The sequence below is a fragment of the Antribacter sp. NEAU-D49 genome (genome assembly GCF_057158775.1).
The window spans coordinates 51,044-71,703 of sequence record NZ_JBXTSN010000030.1; the positions used below are offsets into that span (position 1 = coordinate 51,044).

The 20,660-nt window shown below is 73.9% G+C and carries 20 protein-coding genes; 13 read left to right on the forward strand and 7 right to left on the reverse strand.

Features of this window, described 5'->3' with window-relative positions; translation table 11 throughout:
* The first annotated feature begins 183 nt into the window (after positions 1–183).
* The 9 genes from uraD to AC060K_RS19295 are packed head-to-tail and all read left to right on the forward strand — an operon-like array spanning position 184 to position 10,323.
* Positions 184–684 carry a 2-oxo-4-hydroxy-4-carboxy-5-ureidoimidazoline decarboxylase gene (uraD, locus tag AC060K_RS19255; RefSeq protein WP_483766966.1) on the forward strand — a complete coding sequence of 167 codons (501 nt, stop codon included), beginning with the start codon at positions 184–186 and terminating at the stop codon, positions 682–684.
* Positions 681–989, forward strand: a complete 309-nt coding sequence (locus tag AC060K_RS19260) for a hydroxyisourate hydrolase (protein ID WP_483766967.1) — start codon at positions 681–683, stop codon at positions 987–989. Before uraD ends, AC060K_RS19260 begins: the two co-directional genes overlap by 4 nt.
* Positions 990–1,952: a factor-independent urate hydroxylase gene (gene pucL / locus AC060K_RS19265; RefSeq protein ID WP_483766968.1), complete on the forward strand. Its 963-nt coding sequence runs from the start codon at positions 990–992 to the stop codon at positions 1,950–1,952.
* Positions 1,949–3,424 (forward strand): allantoinase AllB, encoded by a 1,476-nt coding sequence (gene allB / locus AC060K_RS19270; protein ID WP_483766969.1) that lies wholly within the window; start codon positions 1,949–1,951, stop codon positions 3,422–3,424. Before pucL ends, allB begins: the two co-directional genes overlap by 4 nt.
* Positions 3,421–4,671, forward strand: coding sequence for a pyridoxal-phosphate-dependent aminotransferase family protein (locus AC060K_RS19275; protein WP_483766970.1), 1,251 nt, complete (start codon positions 3,421–3,423; stop codon positions 4,669–4,671). Before allB ends, AC060K_RS19275 begins: the two co-directional genes overlap by 4 nt.
* Positions 4,668–5,990 carry a hydantoinase/carbamoylase family amidase gene (locus AC060K_RS19280; protein ID WP_483766971.1) on the forward strand — a complete coding sequence of 441 codons (1,323 nt, stop codon included), beginning with the start codon at positions 4,668–4,670 and terminating at the stop codon, positions 5,988–5,990. Before AC060K_RS19275 ends, AC060K_RS19280 begins: the two co-directional genes overlap by 4 nt.
* A complete protein-coding gene (locus tag AC060K_RS19285) occupies positions 5,987–6,820 on the forward strand; it encodes a MurR/RpiR family transcriptional regulator (RefSeq protein ID WP_483766972.1) in 834 nt (277 codons plus the stop codon). The genes AC060K_RS19280 and AC060K_RS19285 overlap by 4 nt, the downstream gene beginning before the upstream one ends.
* A complete protein-coding gene (locus tag AC060K_RS19290) occupies positions 6,821–7,639 on the forward strand; it encodes an FAD binding domain-containing protein (protein ID WP_483766973.1) in 819 nt (272 codons plus the stop codon). It abuts the gene before it with no gap.
* Complete coding sequence (locus tag AC060K_RS19295) at positions 7,636–10,323, forward strand: molybdopterin-dependent oxidoreductase (protein WP_483766974.1); 2,688 nt, start codon at positions 7,636–7,638, stop codon at positions 10,321–10,323. The genes AC060K_RS19290 and AC060K_RS19295 overlap by 4 nt, the downstream gene beginning before the upstream one ends.
* Positions 10,324–10,486: 163 nt before the next feature.
* Here AC060K_RS19295 and AC060K_RS19300 read toward each other — a convergent pair whose 3' ends face one another.
* From AC060K_RS19300 to AC060K_RS19325, 6 genes are all read right to left on the reverse strand, one after another.
* Positions 10,487–11,104 carry a nucleotidyltransferase family protein gene (locus AC060K_RS19300; protein ID WP_483766975.1) on the reverse strand — a complete coding sequence of 206 codons (618 nt, stop codon included), beginning with the start codon at positions 11,102–11,104 and terminating at the stop codon, positions 10,487–10,489.
* Positions 11,105–11,109: 5 nt separating this feature from the next.
* Complete coding sequence (locus AC060K_RS19305; RefSeq protein ID WP_483766976.1) at positions 11,110–11,940, reverse strand: ABC transporter permease; 831 nt, start codon at positions 11,938–11,940, stop codon at positions 11,110–11,112.
* Positions 11,937–12,719 carry an ABC transporter permease gene (locus tag AC060K_RS19310; RefSeq protein WP_483766977.1) on the reverse strand — a complete coding sequence of 261 codons (783 nt, stop codon included), beginning with the start codon at positions 12,717–12,719 and terminating at the stop codon, positions 11,937–11,939. Before AC060K_RS19310 ends, AC060K_RS19305 begins: the two co-directional genes overlap by 4 nt.
* Positions 12,712–13,584 (reverse strand): ABC transporter ATP-binding protein, encoded by an 873-nt coding sequence (locus AC060K_RS19315; protein WP_483766978.1) that lies wholly within the window; start codon positions 13,582–13,584, stop codon positions 12,712–12,714. Before AC060K_RS19315 ends, AC060K_RS19310 begins: the two co-directional genes overlap by 8 nt.
* Positions 13,585–13,589: 5 nt before the next feature.
* Positions 13,590–14,651, reverse strand: a complete 1,062-nt coding sequence (locus tag AC060K_RS19320) for an ABC transporter substrate-binding protein (protein WP_483766979.1) — start codon at positions 14,649–14,651, stop codon at positions 13,590–13,592.
* A gap of 193 nt (positions 14,652–14,844) precedes the next feature.
* Positions 14,845–15,315: a nucleoside deaminase gene (locus AC060K_RS19325; protein WP_483766985.1), complete on the reverse strand. Its 471-nt coding sequence runs from the start codon at positions 15,313–15,315 to the stop codon at positions 14,845–14,847.
* Between the two features lie 141 nt (positions 15,316–15,456).
* On the opposite strand from AC060K_RS19325, the gene AC060K_RS19330 reads away from it, so the two are divergent.
* From AC060K_RS19330 to AC060K_RS19345, 4 genes are all read left to right on the forward strand, one after another.
* Positions 15,457–16,425 carry a DUF2332 domain-containing protein gene (locus AC060K_RS19330; RefSeq protein ID WP_483766980.1) on the forward strand — a complete coding sequence of 323 codons (969 nt, stop codon included), beginning with the start codon at positions 15,457–15,459 and terminating at the stop codon, positions 16,423–16,425.
* A 141-nt stretch (positions 16,426–16,566) separates the two neighbouring features.
* Complete coding sequence (locus AC060K_RS19335; RefSeq protein WP_483766981.1) at positions 16,567–17,883, forward strand: cytochrome ubiquinol oxidase subunit I; 1,317 nt, start codon at positions 16,567–16,569, stop codon at positions 17,881–17,883.
* Complete coding sequence (locus AC060K_RS19340) at positions 17,880–18,608, forward strand: cytochrome d ubiquinol oxidase subunit II (RefSeq protein WP_483766982.1); 729 nt, start codon at positions 17,880–17,882, stop codon at positions 18,606–18,608. Before AC060K_RS19335 ends, AC060K_RS19340 begins: the two co-directional genes overlap by 4 nt.
* A gap of 83 nt (positions 18,609–18,691) precedes the next feature.
* Entirely contained in the window at positions 18,692–19,318 is a 627-nt protein-coding gene (locus tag AC060K_RS19345; RefSeq protein ID WP_483766983.1) for a hypothetical protein, read from the forward strand.
* A 954-nt stretch (positions 19,319–20,272) separates the two neighbouring features.
* Here the strand turns inward: AC060K_RS19345 and AC060K_RS19350 are convergent.
* Positions 20,273–20,660: transposase (locus tag AC060K_RS19350; protein WP_483766984.1), on the reverse strand; the 388-nt coding region annotated here is incomplete at its 5' end.

Here is a 20,660-nt window from a genome sequence, read left to right on the forward strand (position 1 = left end):
CCACTTGGGGCGGCCCGGCGGTGGGGGCCCGGCCATCCCGCCCCCCCCCCCCCACGACGAAGTGCGCGCGGGGCCGGGAGCGCGGGGCCGGGAGCACGCCCGGCCCGGTGACCGGCCGCTGCGTTTACCCGTCTGAAACGCGCGTGCCACGCGCTGGCCGCGCTGAAACAGTACGTTGCCGGTATGGACATCGCGACGTTCGACGCTCTCCCGGCACCTGAGGCGGCAGCGGCGCTGCGGCCGTGCGCCGACGTCGGCCGCTGGGTCGACGCGCTCGTGGCCGGCCGGCCCTACGGGAGCCGCGACGCGCTCCTCGCCGCCGCAGACGTCGCGGCTCGCACCTGGACGGCCGACGACGTCGACGCGGCCCTCGCGCAGCACCCCCGGATCGGCGAGCGGGCCACCGGCGACAGCGCCGAGGCCCGGCTGTCCCGCGGCGAGCAGCCGCCCGCCGTGGGCGACACCGCCGCCGCGATCGCCCGGGGTAACGCGGAGTACGAGCGGCGGTTCGGCCGCATCTTCCTCGTCCGGGCGGCGGGACGCACCGCCGACGACATCCTCGCGCACCTCACCGAGCGGCTCCGCAACGAACCCGCCGACGAGGCCGCCGTCGCCGCGGACCAGCTCCGCCAGATCGCCCTCCTGCGCCTCGCGGGCGTCGTGACGGACGGGCCGGCGTCGTGACCACGGCGTCGACCCATGTCCTCGACGCGGCGCGCGGCCTGCCGGCGTCAGGCCTCGAGGTCACGCTGACGGGGTCGTGGGGCGCGCGGACCGCCGTGACCGACACCGACGGGCGGATCGCCTGGGGCGAGCTGCCCGCCGCGGGCCGCTGCACGCTGACGTTCGCGACCGGCCCCTGGTTCGCCGCGCAGGACCGTGAGACGTTCTTCCCGCAGGTCACGCTCGACGTGGTGCTCGGTGACGCGCACACGCACGTGGCCCTGCTGCTGAGCCCGTTCGCCTACACCACCTACCGGGGGAGCTGAATGTCGATCGTCCTGGGCGCCAACCAGTACGGCAAGGCCGAGGTGCGGCTGGTCCGGGTCACGCGGGACACCGCGCGGCACGAGATCACGGACCTCAACGTGACGTCCCAGCTCCGCGGCGACTTCGCCGCGTGCCATACCGACGGGGACAACTCGAAGGTCATCGCGACGGACACGCAGAAGAACACCGTGTACGCGTTCGCACGGGACGGGGTCGGGGCGCCGGAGTCGTTCCTGGTGCGGCTGGCGCGGCACTTCACGGCGTCGCCGCAGGTGCGGGGCGGGCGGTGGGCGGCCGAGCAGTACGGGTGGTCGCGGATCGAGGTCCCGGGCGGCGCCGGCCAGGCCGCCGGGGGCCAGGCCGGCGGGGGCGACGCCGTCGGCCACGACCACTCCTTCGTGCGCTCGGGCGGCGAGAAGCGCACGGCGCTCGTCCACGCCGACGCGACGGGCCTCACCGTCCTGGCCGGGCTGCGCGACTGCACCGTGCTGAAGTCGACCGGGTCGGAGTTCAGCGGCTTCCCCCGCGACCGGTACACCACGCTGCCCGAGACGGACGACCGGATCCTCGCCACCGACCTCACCGCCTGGTGGCGGTACGAGCCGTCCTTCGCGGAGGCGGCGTCGGACGCGGACTTCGACGCCCGGTACACCGCGGTGCGCGACCTGATGCTGGCGACGTTCGCACAGCTGCACTCGCTCGCGCTCCAGCAGACGGTCTTCGCGATGGGGCGCGCCGTCCTGGAGGCGTTCGACGACATCGCCGAGGTGCGGCTGTCCTGCCCCAACAACCACCACTTCCTCGTGGACCTCGCGCCCTTCGGGCTCGACAACCCGGGCGAGGTCTTCTTCGCCGCCGACCGGCCGTACGGCCTGATCGAGGCCGCGGTGGTCCGGTCGGGGCCCGACGACGCCCCGCCGCCCGAGCACCCGGTGTGGGCCACGATCGGTGGCTTCGCATGAGCGGGCCGATCCTGATCGGGTCCGAGCGGGTGCTGGTCGAGGGCGAGCTGCGCCCGGCGGTCCTGCGGATCGAGGACGGTCGTATCGGCCAGGTGTGGTGGGGCACCGCGGACCCCGACAAGGTCGCGCGCCGTGACGACGACCTGTTCGGCGCTCCGGCGCCCCGGGCAGCGACGACGTGGCCGCTCGGCGACCGCGTCCTCCTGCCCGGGGTGGTCGACACCCACGTCCACGTCAACGAGCCGGGCCGCACGCACTGGGAGGGGTTCGCCTCGGCGGCCCGGGCGGCGGCCTACGGCGGCGTGACCACCATCGTGGACATGCCGCTCAACTCCATCCCGCCCACCACGAGCGTGGAGGCGCTGCGCGTCAAGCAGGCGGCTGCGCGGGCGGCGTCGGCCCGGCTGCCGGGCGGCCCGGAGGGAGCCGGCCTGCCCTGCGACGTCGCCTTCTGGGGCGGCGCGGTGCCCGGCAACGCGGACGACCTGGAGCCGCTCTGGGACGCGGGCGTGATGGGCTTCAAGTGCTTCCTCGCCGACTCCGGCGTCCCCGAGTTCCCGCCGCTCGGCCCCGACGAGCTGCTGGTCGTGATGGACCGGCTCGTCCGGTTCGACGGCCTGCTCGTGGTGCACGCCGAGGACCCGGCGGTCCTCGCGGCCGCGCCGCACCCCTCGTCCCGCGCCTACGCCGACTTCCTGCTCTCCCGCCCGGACGAGGCCGAGACCGCGGCGGTGCGGTCGCTGCTCGACGCCGTCCGCGAGACCGGCGCGCGCACGCACGTGCTGCACGTCTCCTCGGCGAAGGTCCTCGACCTGCTCGCGGAGGCGAAGGCGGAGGGCCTGCCCGTCACCGCCGAGACGTGCCACCACTACCTCGTGCTCGCCGCCGAGGACGTGCCCGACGGCGACGCCGCCTACAAGTGCTGCCCGCCCATCCGCGACCGGGCCAACCAGGACGCGCTCTGGGACGGCCTGCGCGAGGGGGTCCTGGACTGCGTGGTGAGCGACCACTCGCCGTCCTCGGTCGCGGAGAAGACGCTCGGCGGGCCGGTCGGCGAGACCGACCTGCAGGCCGCCTGGGGCGGCATCTCCGGCCTGCAGACCGGATTCGTCGCCCTGGCCGACGCCGCCCGCAGGCGGGGCGTGCCCCTGCCGGAGGTGTCGCGCTGGACGTCGGGGAGCACTGCGGCCCTGGTCGGGCTCGACACGGGTGACCGCCCCAAGGGCGTGATCGCCGAGGGCGCGGCCGCGGACCTCCTCGTCTACGACCCCGACGCCACCACCACGTTCGACGCCGCGCAGCTCGCCCACCGCAACCCCGTGAGCGCGTACGACGGCCTGACGGTCGCCGGTGCGGTGACCGAGACGTTCCTGGGCGGGGAGCTCGTGGCGAGCTCGTCCGACGAGCACGTCGGCGGCGGGCGCCTGCTCGTCCGCCCCGGCAGCGCCGCAGCGCGGGAGGAGCGCGCATGAACCAGGTCAACCCGCCGCCCCGCCTCCTCATGGGTCCCGGCCCGGTGGACGCGGACCCCCGCGTGCTGCGCGCCATGGCGGCGTCGCTCGTGGGCCAGTTCGACCCGTTCATGACCGACACCATGAACGAGACGATGGCGCTCTGGCGCACCGTCTGGCGTACCGCCAACGAGCAGACGTTCCTCGTGGACGGCACCAGCCGCGCCGGGATCGAGGCCGCGCTGGTCAGCCTGCTGGAGCCGGGGGACGCCGTCGTCGTGCCGGTGTTCGGGCGCTTCGGCCACCTGCTCGCGGAGATCTCCGCGCGGGCCGGCGGTGTGGTGCACACGGTCGAGGCGGGGTGGGGCGGCGTCGTCGACCCGCAGGCGATCGCCGACGCCGTCCGCCGCGTGCGCCCGAAGGTGCTCGCCGTGGTGCACGGCGACACGTCGACCACGATGGCGCAGCCGCTCGACGAGCTCGGCGCGATCGCGCACGAGCACGACGCCCTCCTGTACGTGGACGCGACCGCCTCCCTCGGCGGCAACGACTTCCGCACCGACGAGTGGGGCGTCGACATCGCCAGCGCCGGGCTCCAGAAGTGCCTGGGCGGGCCGTCCGGGAGCGCGCCGATCACCGTCTCGCCCCGGGCCGCGGCCGTCATCGACGCCCGCAAGCACGTCGAGGCCGGGATCCGCGCGCCCGGGGACGAGCCGCGGGGCTCGCGCATCCAGTCCAACTACCTCGACCTCGCGCAGATCATGGACTACTGGGGCCCGCGCCGCCTCAACCACCACACCGAGGCCACCTCCATGCTGTACGCGGCGCGGGAGTGCGCCCGCCTCCTCGCCGAGGAGTGCCTGGACCAGGCGGTCGCGCGCCACGCCCTGCACGGCGGCGCGATGCTCGCCGGAGTACAAGGGCTCGGCCTGGAGGTCTTCGGCGACCTGGACCACCGCATGAACAACGTGGTGGCCGTGCGCATCCCCGCGGGCGTGGACGGCGACGCCGTCCGCGCGGCGCTGCTGGCCGACTTCGGCATCGAGATCGGCACGTCGTTCGGCCCCCTGCACGGCGTCGTCTGGCGCATCGGCACCATGGGCTACAACGCGCGCCGGGACGCAGTGCTCCTCACCCTCGCGGCCCTCGAGCAGGTGCTGCGCCGGGCCGGGGTCGCGGTCCCGGCAGGCGGCGGGGTCACGGCGGCGCTCGCGGTGTACGACGACGTCGCGGCGGCCGCCGCCGACGAGCCGGGAGCGCCGGCATGACGACCGCCCGGTGGGTCCTCGACCGCTGCGCCGACCTCAACGCCTACTCCGCCCGCCCGGACGCCCTGGAGCGTGCGTACCTGACGCCGGAGCACGCGGCGGCGAACACCGCCGTCGGCGCCTGGATGCGGGATGCCGGGCTCGACGTCGAGACGGACGCCGCCGGGAACCTCTGGGGCCGCCGCCCCGGCGCCGTGATCGGCAATTCGTCGGATGATCGGCAACCCGGGCTGCCGATCATCCGACGTACTGCCGATCACGCGGGCGGCGGCGCGGGGCCGGAGCCCGCGCTCGTGCTCGGCTCGCACCTCGACACCGTCCCCGACGCCGGCAGCTACGACGGCATGCTGGGCGTCGTCCTCGCGGTCGCGGTGGCGGACCGCCTGCGGTCCACGGAGCTGCCGTTCGCCCTGGAGGTCGTCGGCTTCTCCGACGAGGAGGGCGCCCGGTTCGGCAAGGCGCTGCTGGGGAGCTGTGCGGCGTCGGGCCAGTGGGACCCCGCCTGGTGGGAGCAGCACGACGCCGACGGGGTGAGCCTGCGCGAGGCGTTCGCGCGGTTCGGTCTGGTCCCGGACCGGGTGGGCGACGCGGCGCGCCGGCCGGAGGACCTCGTCGGCTACCTCGAGGCGCACATCGAGCAGGGGCCGCACCTGGAGGCGGCGGACCTTCCGCTCGGCTACGTGACGACGATCGCCGGCGCCCGGCGGTTCGTGCTGACCGTCACGGGGGAGGCCCGGCATGCGGGCGGCACCCCGTACGACCGCCGGCACGACGCCCTCGCCGCCGCCTCCGAGATCGTTCTGGCCGCGGAGCGGCTGGCCCGGGACGCGGGCTGCCTCGCCACCGTCGGGGCGCTGGACGTGCACCCCGGCGCGGTCAACGTGATCCCCGGCAAGGTCACGATGACGCTCGACCTGCGGGCCCGCACCGACGAGGAGCGGGACGCGCTGTGGGACCGGCTGGAGGCGGAGGCCGTCACGGTGGCCGCGGCCCGCGGCGTGACGTTCGCGGCCGAGGAGACCCATCGTGCGCCGTCGACGGCCTGCGCCCCGTGGCTCAGCGAGGCCGTGGTGTCCGGGATCTGGAAGGCGGTGCCGGGGGGTGAGGCCCCCGGCCTCTGGAGCCCCGCCGGGCACGACGCGATGGCGATGGCCGCGGTGACCGACGTGGCGATGCTCTTCGTCCGCTGCCACGACGGCATCAGCCACCACCCGGCCGAGGACGTGCGCGAGGACGACGTCGCGCTCGCCCTGGACGCTCTCGAGGCGGCCGTGCTCGCGGCCGCGGACCGGTACACGCAGGGGGAGGCCACCGCATGACCACGGACCAGGTCCCGCTGGAGGACCGTATCGCGGGCCGTTACGGCGAGCTGTCGCCGCAGGAGCGCCGCGCGGCCGACACCCTCCTCGACCACATCACCGACCTCGCCACCTACCGCGCCACGGAGCTCGCCACGCTGGCCGGGGTCTCGAAGGCGACCATGAGCAGGCTCTTCCGCCGGCTCGGTTACGACGACTTCGAGGGGCTGCGCGAGCACCTGAGGATGCAGCGCGGCCGCGGCCTGCCGGTCGCCGTCGAGCCGGCGCCCGGGCTGCGCGAACGGTTCGAGCAGGAGGTCGCGCACCTGCAGCGCGCGTACGCGACGCTCGACGAGGCCCTGCTGGCCGACGCGGCCGAGGCGCTGGCGTCGGCCCGCCAGGTGGTCGTGGTGGGCCGTCGCGGCAGCCATGCCGTGGCCGTGGAGCTGCGCCGCAACCTCGCGCAGGTGCGCGGCGGGGTCGTGTTCGCGCCGGCCCCGGGCCAGTCGCTCGCGGAGGACCTGGTGGGTCTCGGGCCCGACGACGTCGTCGTCATGGTCTCGTTCCGCCGGCACGCCGCGGGCGTGGCCGGGGCGGTCGACGCCCTGGTCGCCGACGGCGTCCGGGTCCTCCTGCTCGCCGACCCCACCCTGCGGCACCTGGCCGGCCGGGTGACCTGGTGGATCGAGTGCCCGGTGGGCTACGAGGGCGCGTTCGACTCCCACGCGGTCCCGATGAGCCTCGTCGCGGCCCTCTCCGACCAGGTCCTTGCCCGGACCGACGACGGCGAGCGCCGCATCGAGACCATCGACCGCGCCTACGCCGCCCTGCGCGAGATCGAGGAGAGCTGAATGGACCTTGACGTGGACAGCGTGCGCGTCGCCCGGACTCGCGCGGACCTGGCGCTCGCGCCGGGGGAGCGGCTCCTGGCCGGGGGCACGTTCCTCTACTCGGAGCCGCTGCCGCCCGGCGTGACGGGCCTGGTGGACCTGCTCGGCCTGGGCTGGGAGCCATGGACCATCGACGGCGGCGGCCTGCGCGTTGCCGCCACCTGCACCGTCGCGGAGGTGCGGGCCGGGCTCGGCGCCCTCGGCGCGCGCAGCGGCCCGTACCGCGGGCTGGGGATCGCGCAGCCGTGCGCCGACGCGCTCCTGATGTCGTTCAAGGTGGCGCACACCGCGACCGTGGGCGGGAACCTCAGCCTTGCCCTCCCGGCGGCGGCCATGGTCTCCCTGTTCGCCGCCCTCGGCGGGTCCGTCGCCATCTGGACGCCGGACGGCGGCACGCGGGTCGAGCCGCTGACCTCCTTCGTCACCGGGCCGGGCGAGACGACCCTCGCCGAGGGCGAGGTGCTCCGGGAGGTGCGCGTGGCGGCGTCGGCCCTGGCGGCGCGGACCGCGTTCCGGAAGATCGCGCTGACGCCGCTGGGGCGCTCGTCCGCCGTGGTGACCGGGATCGAGACCGAGGACGGCGTCCGGCTGGTCCTGACCGCGTCGGTACCGCGGCCGGTGCCGCTGGAGGTGACTCGCGGGGACCACGCCGGTCTGGACCGGGCGCTGGACGCGGTCGACGTGGTCGGCGGCTGGTTCGACGACCCGCACGGCGCCCCCGACTGGCGAGCCGCCGTGACGCGCGGCCTGGCGCACGAGGTGCTGGAGGAGCTGGCGTGAGGATCGACGGGGCCGAGGCCGACGCCGCACCCCGGCCCGGCCAGTGCCTGCGGACGTTCCTGCGCGAGCAGGGCCGCACGGGCGTCAAGAAGGGCTGCGACGCGGGCGACTGCGGCGCCTGCACCGTGCTGCTCGACGGCGCCCCGGTGCACTCGTGCATCGTCCCTGCCCACCGGGCCGTGGACTCCGAGGTGGTGACCGTCGCGGGGCTCGGTACGCCCGACGACCTGCACCCCGCGCAGCAGGCGTTCGCCGACGCCGCCGGGTTCCAGTGCGGGTTCTGCACCGCGGGGATGGTGTGCACGGCGGCGGCGCTCGGACTGCCGGCCGCCGGGCGACATGCCCCGGCCGGACCTGCCGCCTCGGCCGAACCCGCCGAGCTCGACCGTCTCTTCAAGGGCAACCTGTGCCGCTGTACCGGCTACCGGTCGGTCCGGGACGCGCTCGCGGGCCGGAGGAACGTCGAGGTCGCCGAGGAAGGCGGGTCGTTCGGCCGTCCGGTCGCCGCCCCGGCCGCCCGCCGCGTGGTGACGGGCCGCGAGGCCTACACGCTCGACGAGCCCGAGCCCCCGGGGATGCTGCACGTCGCCGTCCTCGGCAGCCCGCATCCGCACGCCCGCATCACGCGCCTCGACGCGGCGGCGGCCCGCGCGGCACCCGGTGTGCACCTGGTCCTCACCCACCTCGACGTCCCGGCCGTCCCCTACTCGACCGGCCGCCACCAGGACCGCAACGACGACCCCGACGACACGCTCATGCTCGACCCCGTCCTCCGCTTCCGGGGGCAGCGCGTGGCGGTCGCCGTCGCCGAGACCCTCCGCCAGGCGCGCGAGGCCCTCCGGCTCGTCGAGATCGAGTACGAGGTGCTGCCGGCCGTCCTCGACCCGGAGGCTGCCCGGACGCCCGGCGCGCCGCTCGTGCACGGCGACAAAGACCCGGTCCTCGCCCGGATCGCGGACCCGCGCCGGAACGTCGTCGCGGCGATCCACGAGGAGTACCCCGTCCCGGGCGCTGTCGACGCCGCGCTGGCCACGTCAGCCGCGACCGTCGAGGGGGAGTGGTCCACCGCCCGCGTCAACCACGCCGCCCTCGAGACCCACGGCGCCCGTGCCTGGGTGGCCGACGACGGCACCCTCACCGTCCGCACCTCCTCCCAGGTGCCGTTCCTGGTCCGCGACGAGCTCGCCCGGCTGCTCTCCCTCGACCCCTCGGCGGTGCGCGTGGTGGTGGGACGCGTGGGCGGCGGGTTCGGCGGCAAGCAGGAGCTCCTCGTGGAGGACGTGGTGGCGCTCGCGGCCCTCCGCACCGGCCGGGCCGTGCAGTGGGAGCTCACCCGCGAGGAGCAGTTCACGATGGTGCCGTGCCGGCACCCCATGCGGGTGCGGGTCCGGGCGGGAGCCGCGGCCGACGGCGTCCTCACGGCGCTCGCGATCGACGTCCTGTCCGACACGGGCGCCTACGGCAACCACGCGCCCGGTGTCCTGTTCCACGGCGTGCACGAGTCCATGGCGGTGTACCGCGTGCCCGCCAAGCGGGTCGACGCCGAGGCCGTCTACACCAACAACCTGCCGTCCGGCGCGTTCCGCGGGTACGGGCTGGGGCAGGTGATCTTCGCGATCGAGTCGGCGCTCGACGAGCTCGCCGCACGGCTCGGCGTCGACCCGGTCGAGCTGCGCCGGCGGAACGTGGTGCGCCCGGGCGACCCGTTCGTCGTCGGCTCTCTGCAGCAGAACGACCTCGACTACGGGTCGTATGGGCTGGACCAGTGCCTCGATCTCGTGGACGCGGCGCTGCGCCGCGGAGCGGGTGCGGGCGGCGCAGCACCGCCGGGCTGGGCCGAGGGCCGGGGCGTCGCGCTCGCCATGATCGCGACCGTCCCGCCGCGGGGGCACTACTCGAATGCCCGGGTGTCGGCGGACGCGGACGGCGGCTTCACGATCGACGTCGGCACCGCGGAGTTCGGCAACGGCACGACGACGGTGCATGTCCAGCTCGCCGCCGACGCCCTCGGGGTGACGCCGGACCGGGTGCGCGTGCGGCAGTCGGACACGGCGACCTCCGGATACGACACCGGCGCCTACGGATCGGCCGGGTCCGTCGTGGCGGGCAAGGCTGTGGCGCAGGCGGCGGCGCGCCTGCGGGAGCACCTCGACGCAGGCGACGGCGTGCGCTCCGCCGAGGGCTCGCACGACGGTTCACCGCGGTCCGTGGCGTTCAACGTGCAGGGCTTCCGCGTGGCCGTGAACCGGGCGACGGGGGAGGTGCGGATCCTGCAGTCGGTCCACGCGGCCGACGCCGGCGTGGTCATCAACCCGGAGCAGCTCCGCGGCCAGATCGAGGGCGGCGTGGCGCAGGCCCTCGGGTCGGCGCTCCAGGAGCAGATCGAGGTGCGCGACGGCGAGGTGGTGACCCGCACCTTCCGGCACTACCGGGTGCCGCAGCTGGCCGACGTGCCGCCCACCGAGGTGCTGTTCGCCGACACCGTGGACTCCCTGGGGCCGCGGGGCGCGAAGTCGATGAGCGAGGCGCCGTACAACCCGGTGGCGCCCGCGCTCGCGAACGCGATCGCCGACGCGACGGGCGTGCGGCCCCACGCCCTCCCGATGCAGAAGGACGCGCTGTGGAGGCTGCTCGACGGCGGCTCGTCGCGGCCGGCGCCGGGAGAGGCTCGGCAGAGACACTAGGTGTTCCAGCGATGTCACGCTGGGTATACATCGTCACCAGGAGTGACAACGCTGGCGGCAACAGTGTTCTGCCGGGGCCGGGGCCGAGGCCGGGGCCAGGCCAGGGCGCTGGCCCGCGGTGAGGAGAGGCTGGCTGAGTCGGGGCGGCAGTGAGCCGGAGGCGTCAGCGGCCGGGGACGTCCGTGTCGTCGCCCCCGCCCAGGTCGGTGCAGTCGACGTCGACCGCTCCGTGAGTCCGCAGGTACGGCCCCGCGCCCACGTCGCCGCGCACCTCCGCCGAGATCGCCGCCCAGTGCGACCGCCCCAGCAGCACCGGGTGCCCCGGGTGGCCCGCGTAGGTGGCGCGGGCCAGGGAGAGGCGGACTCCCGCGACGCCACCGCCGGGGGCGACGGCGAGGAGCCGGGCGACCGCCTCCGGGCGCAGGCCCGGCAGGTCAACCAGGGTGACGACGGCGCACGCGGCGGTCGTCGCGGCGCATGCCGCGAGCCCCGTGCGGAGCGACGCCGACACGCCGCGGGCCCAGCCGGCCGCGACGACCGGCCGGGCCCACGACGGCACCAGGGGCAGCGCCTCGGGAGCCCGCGCGCCGAGCACCACGACGACGTCGGCGCAGCCGCCGACGCGCAGGGCACGGCAGGCGAGCTCGACCCAGGGCGTGCCGTCGGGCGCGCAGGCGAGGGCTTTGGGCCCGCCGTACCGCGAGCCGGCCCCGGCCGCCAGCACCAGCCCCACGGCAGCGGGGCCGCGGGGACCAGCAGGACCAGGGCCGAGCGACGACACGACCGTCAGCGCTGCCCGTACCGGGCGAGCACGAGCGACTCGATCACCTGCGCCACGACGTAGAGCAGCAACGACACGAGCGTCACGACGAGCACGCACGCCCAGACGAGGTTGTTCTGCGACTTGCCCGCGGCGTCGACCACCATCGACCCGAGTCCCTCACCGGTGATGAGCCACTCCGCGAGCAGCGCGCCCGTGATGGCCCCCGGCACGGAGATCCGGACCGAGGCGAACAGCGCCGGGAGAGCCGACGGGAACGCGACCTTGACCAGCATGGCCCAGGCGCCGCCGCCGTAGACGTGCACCACGTCGGTCATCTGCGACGACACCGACCGGAGCCCCCGCACGATGTTCACTAGCGCCGGGAAGACCACGACGATGCCGCTGATCACGGCGACGCGCGTGAGCGTGTCGGTGAACAGCAGCCGGATCACCGGCGTGAGCGCGATGAGCGGCACCGCCCGCAGGATGAGCGCCACCGGCATCACCGACGCCTCCACCGGCTTCGACAGCACGATCAGGGCCGCCAGCGCCGTCGCCGCGAGCAGGCCCGCGACGAACCCGATGGCCGCGTCGGACAGGGTCACCCCGAGGGCGGCGAGGATGTCGGCGCGGACCTCCGCGGAGTCGTCCTTCAGGTAGAGGTACTCGAAGACGTCGGCGGGGCCCTTGGCCACGAACGTGTTGTCGACGAGCGCCACGGCGACGACCCAGACCACCGCGATGATCGCCAGCATGAGCAGGCCGGTACCGAGGGCCCGGCCCACGCCCGCGAGCAGCGCCTGCCCGGTCCCGGGGCGCAGCCCCGTCGCCCGGCGCACGTCGGTCGCCGTCATGCGCGTCCCCTTCCGGTCGCCCAGGGTGCGGCGAACCGGCTCAGGAGGCCGAAGACGCCGTACCCCACGCCTGCGACCAGCGCGCAGGCGAACATGATTCCCCAGGCCCGCTCCACCATGAGGCCCTGGCCGGCAGCCACGAGCGCCGGACCCACGCCACGGTCGACGCCGCCGATGTACTCGCCGAGGATCGCGCCGAGGAACGCGGCGGGCGCCGCGATCTGCAGCGCGGACAGGATGGCGGGCAGCGCGGCGACGAGCTGGACCTTGGTGAGCTGCTTCCACCGGCCTCCGCCGTACACGCTGACGACGTCGAGCGCCGCGCGGTCGGCGGACCGGAAGCCGAGCATCGCCCCGACCACGGTGGTGAAGAAGACCGAGAGCGCGGCGAGGACGACCGCCGTGGGCGAGGGGCCGCCGTCGTCGGCCGGGCCCAGGACGATGTAGAGGATGGGCGTGATCGCGACGGTCGGGACGCAGTAGCTGATCACCGCGACCTGCATGATCGCCGACTCCAGGCGCGGCACCAGCAGCACCAGCGAGGCGAGCGCGAGAGCCAGCCCGTTGCCCCAGAGGAACCCGAGCACCGCCTCGTTGACCGTGCCCGAGAAGTTCTTCGTGTAGAAGCCCAGACCGTCGACGCCGAGCTGGCGCAGCACGCCGGGCGGGGTGGGCATGGACCGCCCGTCGAACACCGTGACGGCCAGCAGCCACCACACGGCGACGATGCCGGCGAGCCCCCCGAGCCCGGAGAGCCAGGAGCGGAGCCGGTCAGGCATCGCCGGGACCCTCAGCGGGCGCACCGGCGGAGTCGCCCGAGGCGTCGCCGAACAGCAGCTCGGACGCGTGGTCGTGCAGGGCGTGGAACTCGGGCGTGCGCATCATCTCGGGGGTGCGCGGGCGCGGCAGGTCCACCTCGATGACCTCCTTGATCCGGCCGGGGCGCGGGCTCATGACCGCCACCTGGTCGGAGAGGAAGATGGCCTCCGAGATGCCGTGCGTGACCATCAGCGTGGTGGCCGGCTTCTCCGTCCAGATCCGCAGGAGCTCGAGGTTGAGCCGCTGGCGGGTCATGTCGTCGAGGGCGCCGAACGGTTCGTCGAGCAGCAGCACGGACGGCTTGACCACGAGGGCGCGCGCGATCGACACGCGCTGGCGCATGCCGCCCGACAGCTGCCCGGGCTTGGCCTTCTCGAAGCCTTCCAGGCCCACGAGGCGGATCAGCTCGGTGACCAGCTCGTGGTCCACCGGCTCGCCCGACACCTCGAACGGCAGGCGCACGTTCGACAGCACCGAGCGCCACGGGAGCAGCGCCGAGTCCTGGAACGCGATCCCGAGCTCGTGGTCGCGGCGAAGCTCGAGCGGGGTCTTGCCGTCCACGAGGGCCGTCCCGCTCGTGGGCTTCTCCAGCCCGGCGAGGATCCGCAGGATGGTCGACTTGCCGCAGCCCGACGGGCCCAGCAGGGACAGGAAGCTGCCCTGGTCGGTGTGCAGCGTGACGTCGTCCAGCGCCGTGACCGTCTTGCGGCCCAGGCCGAACGACTTCGAGAGGTTCGCGAGGTGGAGGCCGGTGCCGGCCCCGCCCTGCCCGCTCGGGGCGGGGACAGGGGCGGGGCCGGTACCGGTGGTGACGTCCTGGGTCACGGGATTCAGTCCTTGAGCTCCGGCTTCTCCTCGAGGAGCTCCTCGAGGAGGGACAGGTCGAAGACGTCCTCGGCGGTCACGTCGATGCCCGCGGCCTCGAACGTCGCGAGGTTCTGCTCCAGCATGTCGTCGCTGATGGTGAAGATGCCGTTCTCGGCGGTCTCCTCCGTGTTGACCAGCTGCTCGCACTGGATCGTGTTCTGCTGGATCTCCTTCTCGAGCTCCAGCTCGAGGTCCGCGCCGTACTCCTCGACGGCGAGCTTCGCGCCGCCCTCCAGGTCGGCGCAGGCGTCCTTCCAGCCCTTGATCTCGGCCTCGAGGAACGCCTTCACGTACTCGGGTCGCTCCGCGATGGTCTCGTCGGTCGCGATGACCGACTCCGCCACGAAGGGCAGGCCGTTGTCGGCGAACAGGAGGTTGGTGACCGGCTTGCCCTGCGACTCGACGATGATCGACTCGTTCGTGACGTAGGCCAGGAAGCCGTCGACCTCGCCGTTGACGAGCGGCGACGGGTCGTACTGGACGGGGACGATCGTGACGTCGTCCTCGGTGAGGCCGTTGGCCGCGAGGAGGGCGGCGAAGAGGAGGCCGTTGCCGCCGTCCTGCACGCCGATCTTCTTGCCCTTGAGGTCCTCGATGGTCTCGATGTTCGCGCCGTCCTTGAGGGACAGGATCGTGAACGGGTTCTTCTGGAACGTGGTGCCCACGATCTTGATGGGGGCGTCCTCGTTGGCGACCACCTGCGCGACGGTCACGGCGTTCGTGAGGCCGAAGTCCGCCTCGCCGGACGCGACGAGGTTCTCGGTCGCGCCGGGGCCCGCGTTGAACGTGACGGTGCCGAAGCCCGCGTCGGTGTAGTAGCCCTTGGAGTCGGCCATGAACTCCCCGGCGAACTCGGCGTTCTTGATCCAGGAGAGCTGGACCGTGACGTCGCCGAGGCCTTCGCTCTCGCCGGCGGTCTCGGGCTCGTCGGAGCCGCAGGCGGACAGGGCGAGCGACGCGACGGCCGCCGACGCCACGAGGGTGGTGAGGCGCGCGGCGCGCGTGCCCGGACGGGAAAGCTTCATGTGTGGTTCTCCTGTGCTGGTGCTGACGCGAAACCCCTGTTGCGAATGCGACCCTAAGGACCCGCGATGTCACCGCTCGTGTCGTCGGGTTACGCAGCCGTTAAAGGTACCGGACGCTATGCAATCGTTATCTGCCGCGTCAGATCGTTCGTGGCGGGCATCACGGGGCGGGAACACCCCGGAAATCGGCGTTTCAGTAGGGCGTTCTGTCGGGGTGGGCGAGCCACGCGTCGAACGGGCTCTCGCACCCCTCGACGCGGACGTTCCGGACCGTGGTGGGCCAGGTGGCCCGGTCGCGGCCGAACAGCTCGTAGAAGGCGCGGTCGTCGAAGCCCCCGCGGGCGGCGTCGTCCCGGTCCGCGGCGAACACCACGCGGTCCACGCGGGACCACAGGGCGGCCGCGAGGCAGAGCGGGCACGGCTCGCATGAGCTGTACAGCGTCGTTCCTGCCAGCGAGAACGTCCCGAGCGCCTGGCAGGCCGCGCGGATCGCGACCACCTCGGCGTGCGCCGTCGGGTCGAGGTCGCGGGTGACGCGGTTGACGCCCGAGGCGACCACCGCGCCGTCGTGCACCACGACGGCCCCGAAGGGGCCCCCGCCCGCGGCGACGTTCTCCACGGCCAGCTGCACCGCCTGGGTGAGCCAGGCGTCGTCGTCGTTCATGATGGCGTCCACGGTCCCGAATAGTGCCACCCGACGGTTTCCGGCGCGTGCCGGAGACGTGTCCGTCACGAAACAATTGTTTCTCGCTGGAACGCGGGTTACGGGCTCTGCGAAACCCTCTCGGCCGTACGCTCGACGTCCATGGGCACCTCCGAGACGTACCGGGCCTTCGCCACCGACTGGGCGCGGGGCGTCTCGCCCCGGTACGAGGACTGGGCGCTGGGCGTGGCCGACGACGCCGCCGTCCTCGCGCTCCTCGACGAGCTGCCCGCGCCGAAGCGTCAGCCCAACCTGCTGTTCGCGAGCGCGCGGCTGCTGGGCGTCCCGCTGCGGCCGTGGCACGAGGTGCGGCCGTGGCTCCTGGAGCGCTGGCCCGACGTCCGGGCCGAGATGCTGGCCCGCGCCACCCAGACGAACGAGCCGGGCCGCTGCGCCACGCTGCTCCCGTTCCTCGCGGCGGTCGAGGGTCCGGTCGCCCTGATCGAGGTGGGCGCGTCGGCGGGGCTGACGCTGTACCCGGACCGCTACTCCTACGAGTACGTGGCGCCCGACGGCGTGCGGCGAATCGACCCGGCGGACGGCCCGTCGCCGGTCGTGCTCCGCTGCGAGGTGCCGACGTCGGCCGGGCTGCCGTCGTCGCTGCCGGAGGTCGTGTGGCGGGCGGGCGTCGACCTGAACCCGCTCGACGTCACGGACCCGGCCGACCTGGCCTGGCTGGAGGCGCTGGTCTGGCCCGAGCACGCGGACCGCGCCGACCGGCTGCGGGCCGCCGCGGCCGTCGTGGCGGCCGACCCGCCGCACCTCGTGCGGGACGATCTCAACGACGCGCTGGCCGCGCTCGTGGCCGGGGCGCCCCGGGGCGCGACGGTGGTGGTGCAGCACTCCGCGGTGCTCGTGTACCTCACGCCCGAGGACCGGGCGTGGTTCGTGGAGCAGGTGGGCAGCCTGGGCGTGACGTGGCTGAGCAACGAGGACCCCGCCGTGCTGCCCGACGTCGCCGCGCGGCTCCCCGAGGGCGTCGACCCCGCAGGGCGCTTCCTGCTCGCACGGGACGGCGTGCCCGTCGGGCTGGCGGAGCCGCACGGCCGGGCGCTGCGGCTGCTCGGATAGCGCGCGGGACCGGGGGTAGGGCCTGCCCTACCGTGCCAGGGGCGGCCTGCCCCACGACGCTCTCAGGGTTCTCCCGGGTTCCGCCCGGAACCTCGCCAGAACCCGTTCCCGAGGACCCTGGCGGAACCTACCGTCGGGCTCGTGAGCGCTGTCGACCTCGCCCGCCTGCAGTTCGCGCTGCTGGCCGCGACCCACTTCCTGTTCGTGCTCCTCACCCTGGGGCTCGGGCCGGTCGTCGCCGTGCTCGGGACGCGCTGGGCGATCACCGGCCGGGAGGTCTTCGAGCGGGCGACGCGGTTCTGGGGCCAGCTCTACCTGGTGAACTACGCGCTCGGGATCGCGGCGGGCATCGTGCTCGAGCTGCAGTTCGGGATGAACTTCCCCGGGCTGCTCGACGTCGCCGGTGAGGTGTTCGGCGCGCCGCTCGCCGTCGAGACGATGGTCGCGTTCTTCCTCGAGTCCACCCTGCTGGGGCTGTGGGTGTTCGGCTGGCACCAGCTGCCGCGGTGGCTCCACGCGACGCTGTTCTGGCTCGTTGTCCTGACCGGGTACGCGTCGGCGTTCACGGTCATGGTCGCCAACGGCTTCCTGAAGAACCCGGTGGGGTACGAGCTGGTGGACGGCGTCGCGCACATCACCGACCCCGCCGCCCTGGTCCTCAACCCCGCGGCCCTGGTGTCGTCGCTGCACGTGCTCGGCGCGTGCCTCGTGGCGGGCGGCTTCGTGCTGGTGGGCGTCAGCGCGACGCGGCTCCGGCTCCACCCCGTGACGGGCGGGCGGGAGCGGGCGGGCCGGGGGCCCGTCGACGTCGACGAGGACCTGTGGCGCCGGTCGATGCGGGCCGGGATCGCGACCGGCCTGATCGGATCCCTCCTCGTGACCGGGGCCGGGTACGCGCAGTTCGCGTACCTCGACGTGGAGCAGGCAGTCGCCGTGTACCCGGGGGTGGTGGGGACGTCGCTCGCCGTGATGATGGAGTTCGGCAACCTCGTGGTGCTCGGCGGCTGGGTGCTCGCGCTGCTGCTGGTCCGGGGCGCCCTCTTCCGGCTCCGGCCCGGGGTGCGCAACGGGCTGTTCCGAACCCTCGCGGTGCTGCTGCCCGCGCCGTTCGTCGTCGGGATCCTCGGCTGGATCGTGCGCGAGCTCGGCCGGCAGCCCTGGGTCGTGGTGGGTGTGCTGCGCACCGAGGACGTCGTGAGCGACCAGCCCGCCTCCGTCGTGCTCACGTCCCTCGTGGTCCTGGTCGGGCTCATGGTCACCCTCGCCGTCCTCGACTGGTGGGTGCTCGGCCGGCTCGCCGCCCGCGGCACGGAGGGCCTGGTGCTCGGCGCCCCGCCCGGCCAGGTGCTGCACGACGACGGCGCCGGTCCCGGCGAGCTGCTCCGCTTCGGTGCGGAGTCGGAGGGGTTCCGTGCGGCGCCGGAGGGGTTCGGCGCGGCGCCGGAGGGCGTCCGATGACCGTCGTCGGCTGGGGAGCTCTGCTCACCGTCCTGCTCGCCGGGTGGGCGCTGCTCGACGGCGCCGTCCAGGGAGCCGGGGCTGCCCTCGGCCGCACACCGGCGGGGGCCGAGCGGCGGCTGCGGCTCGCCGCTGTCGGCCCGCTGCTCCTCGCCGGCGAGGTGTGGCTCGTGGCCGCCGCGGGACTCCTGGTGGGCGCCTTTCCGCACGCGGAGTCGGCGCTCGCGGCCGCGGGGTACCCGGTCCTGGTGGCGCTGGTCGCCTCGTGGGCCGCGCGCGACGCGGGCTTCTGGCTGCGGAGCCGCCGGGCTTCCGCGGGCTGGCGGGCGGCCTGGGACAGGGTGATCGTCGTGGCGAGCATCCTGCTGTCGGCGGCCTTCGGAGCCGTGCTCGGGGTGGTGTGGGGGAGCGTCTGGGCCGCGGCGGGCCTCGCGGTGGTGTCCGTGCTGCTCGCCCGGCTGCACGGTGACGCGGTGGTGGCGCGGCGGCTCGGGACGGTGGCCCGCGTCCCGCTGTGGCTGACCTCCGTGGCCGTGGTGACTCCCGTGCTCGTCACGGTCGTGGCGGCCTGGCCGGACCTGGTGCACGGAGCCGTGTCGGCGTCGGCCCTGGCCGCGCTGGGCGGGATCGTCCTCGCCGCTGTGCCCGCGCTCGTCGTCGTCCAGGCTGCGGCCTGGTGGCTGGTCGCAAGACCGCTGGGGCGACGGGACGTGGTGTTCTTCTAGTGTGACGCGGCAGACCGGGTGAACCGGCCGCTGCGCCGGTCAGGCCGACCGGAGCGTCAGAGGGTGCCGGTAATATCCGGATCGTGAGCCTCAAGAACCGCATCCTCCTGGTCGTGCTCGGCGCGGTGGCGATGGCACTGGCGTCCGAGTTCGCCGGCCCGCTGCCGCAGTTCCTGGTGGGGATCCTCGTTCTGGGCGGGTTCCTGTCCTTCCTGACGGCGCTCGTGCTGCCCACCGACCTGCGGAACCCGCCGGTGCACAGCATGACGATCCTCGACCGCGGCTACATGACGCCCACCGAGCTGCACCGGCTCCTGGGCATCCTGCCCCCCGCGGGTATCGGCACGCTGGAGGCTCCGGGCGCGCAGTGGACCGTCGCGCGGCACGTGAGCCGGTGGCGCGCCGACCACGTGGTCGAGGTGCTGGCGCACCACGAGGTCGAGGCCGTGCGCGACCGCGAGCTGCTGTCGGTGCTGCAGTGGGTGGGCGTGAACCTCCTGCCCGCCTTCGCGGGCTTCGCGCTCTGCGTGCCGCTGCTGGCGTTCACGGGCTTCGGGTCGATCCCCTCGAACTTCCTCCAGGCGCTCGCCCTGTTCGTGGTGTGGGCCGCGCTCGCCCTGGTCACCCGCGCGATCCTGGAGCGCTACGTGATCCACCGGGCCGTCTGGGAGCCGGAGCTCACCGAGCACGGGACGTTCGTGGAGCGCTGAGCCGGCCGGCCTTGCTTCCGCGACCCTTAGCCGGGTGAATTCTCCGCACTTGTGCGGCCCGCGATTCGGTGGAATGCCCTGAGTACGGCTTGGGACGCTCAGGGGCGCCTACTCGGGGGACCTGCCCGCGTGGAACCTGATCGTCGAGGGCTGGCACACCTACCATGTCCTGACAGACGGGAACCGCGGCCCACCGGCCGCGATCCTCGTCCACAACGCGAGGGGTGGGAGCCAACGTCCGGACCCCAGGGCGACGGGGCCGCACACGACCTTCCTCCGGCACGGTGAGACTGGCCAGATCGAGAGAAGTATGCCGAGTGGGCTCCTCAGTCCAACCCGATGAATCCAGCGCCGTTCGAGCTGGTAAAGCGATTCGATCTCGAGGGACCTGCCCACGCCAATAGCGATGGCACAAAGGTGCGGGATACTTGTCCTTCGGTAGGTGCGTTGATGTCGCGGTTCGCCACAGACCCCGACCATTGCGGCATCGACAGCTTCTATGGTTGAAGTGGTGATCGCTTGAGAGTTCGAGAGCAGGTTCGGCTGGCAACTGGGCTGGCCTCGTCCGGAGTCGTTCCAGGCGATGCGAATCTGGACACAGGTACCGGCAGCCTGGGATGGAGTATCGACGGAATCGCGCGGAGAGTCACCTTCTCAGATGACGCTTCGGGCGCGTTTGAGTGGCGACTCGTCGTGGACGATGCCGCTCTGGGTGACGACCTTACGGCCGTGCTCGGAATGCCGATTCAGCTGGAGGCGACACTGGCGATCGTTGAGCCAGCCTCGATCCTTCGCGTGGTGCGTAGCCCGTCCTGAGTGGTTCGTCTGATTGTGTTCTTGACCTCGGTTGGGCGTGTTTCGTGGGCGCGTGTCGCTGCGTGCGCCGGTTCCGGCCGGGTCGTGCTGCCCGTGCTGCCGCTCCTTCGGCGGGTCGTGGGGGCGTCGTTGTCCGGGTCAGGTCGTCAGCACGGCGAGCCGTTGCCAGGCGATCGCCACGGCGTGGGTGTGCGGGTGGTCGCGGTCGAAGCGGAGCCATCTTCGTCGGGCGTGGCGGGCCAGGCGGGCCGGGAGCCGGTAGACGAGCTCGCGCATCGTGACCGGTTCGGCCTTGGTTAGCAGGTCGTGGTCGTGGAAGCCGAGCAGGCGGGTCCAGCAGTCCAGGTCAGCAGCGGTCTGGGCGAGCAGGGTCCAGGCGACGTTGACTCGCCACGAGGCGGACGGCAGGTGCCCGAGTCCGGTCTGCTTGGCGACGCGGACACGGTCCTCGACCACGGCGTGGTGGCGGTGCAGGACGTCGAGCCACTGCGGGTGGTTCGTTCCTGGGATGCCGCGCATCCGTTGG

What these genes read in the sequence shown, in the direction of transcription:
- uraD (WP_483766966.1), top strand. Translation starts at nt 184, where the DNA reads ATGGACATCGCGACGTTCGACGCTCTCCCGGCACCTGAGGCGGCAGCG.
- pucL (WP_483766968.1), top strand. Translation starts at nt 990, where the DNA reads ATGTCGATCGTCCTGGGCGCCAACCAGTACGGCAAGGCCGAGGTGCGG.
- allB (WP_483766969.1), top strand. Translation starts at nt 1,949, where the DNA reads ATGAGCGGGCCGATCCTGATCGGGTCCGAGCGGGTGCTGGTCGAGGGC.
- AC060K_RS19275 (WP_483766970.1), top strand. Translation starts at nt 3,421, where the DNA reads ATGAACCAGGTCAACCCGCCGCCCCGCCTCCTCATGGGTCCCGGCCCG.
- AC060K_RS19280 (WP_483766971.1), top strand. Translation starts at nt 4,668, where the DNA reads ATGACGACCGCCCGGTGGGTCCTCGACCGCTGCGCCGACCTCAACGCC.
- AC060K_RS19285 (WP_483766972.1), top strand. Translation starts at nt 5,987, where the DNA reads ATGACCACGGACCAGGTCCCGCTGGAGGACCGTATCGCGGGCCGTTAC.
- AC060K_RS19290 (WP_483766973.1), top strand. Translation starts at nt 6,821, where the DNA reads ATGGACCTTGACGTGGACAGCGTGCGCGTCGCCCGGACTCGCGCGGAC.
- AC060K_RS19305 (WP_483766976.1), bottom strand. Translation starts at nt 11,940, where the DNA reads ATGACGGCGACCGACGTGCGCCGGGCGACGGGGCTGCGCCCCGGGACC.
- AC060K_RS19310 (WP_483766977.1), bottom strand. Translation starts at nt 12,719, where the DNA reads ATGCCTGACCGGCTCCGCTCCTGGCTCTCCGGGCTCGGGGGGCTCGCC.
- AC060K_RS19320 (WP_483766979.1), bottom strand. Translation starts at nt 14,651, where the DNA reads ATGAAGCTTTCCCGTCCGGGCACGCGCGCCGCGCGCCTCACCACCCTC.
- AC060K_RS19325 (WP_483766985.1), bottom strand. Translation starts at nt 15,315, where the DNA reads ATGAACGACGACGACGCCTGGCTCACCCAGGCGGTGCAGCTGGCCGTG.
- AC060K_RS19330 (WP_483766980.1), top strand. Translation starts at nt 15,457, where the DNA reads ATGGGCACCTCCGAGACGTACCGGGCCTTCGCCACCGACTGGGCGCGG.
- AC060K_RS19340 (WP_483766982.1), top strand. Translation starts at nt 17,880, where the DNA reads ATGACCGTCGTCGGCTGGGGAGCTCTGCTCACCGTCCTGCTCGCCGGG.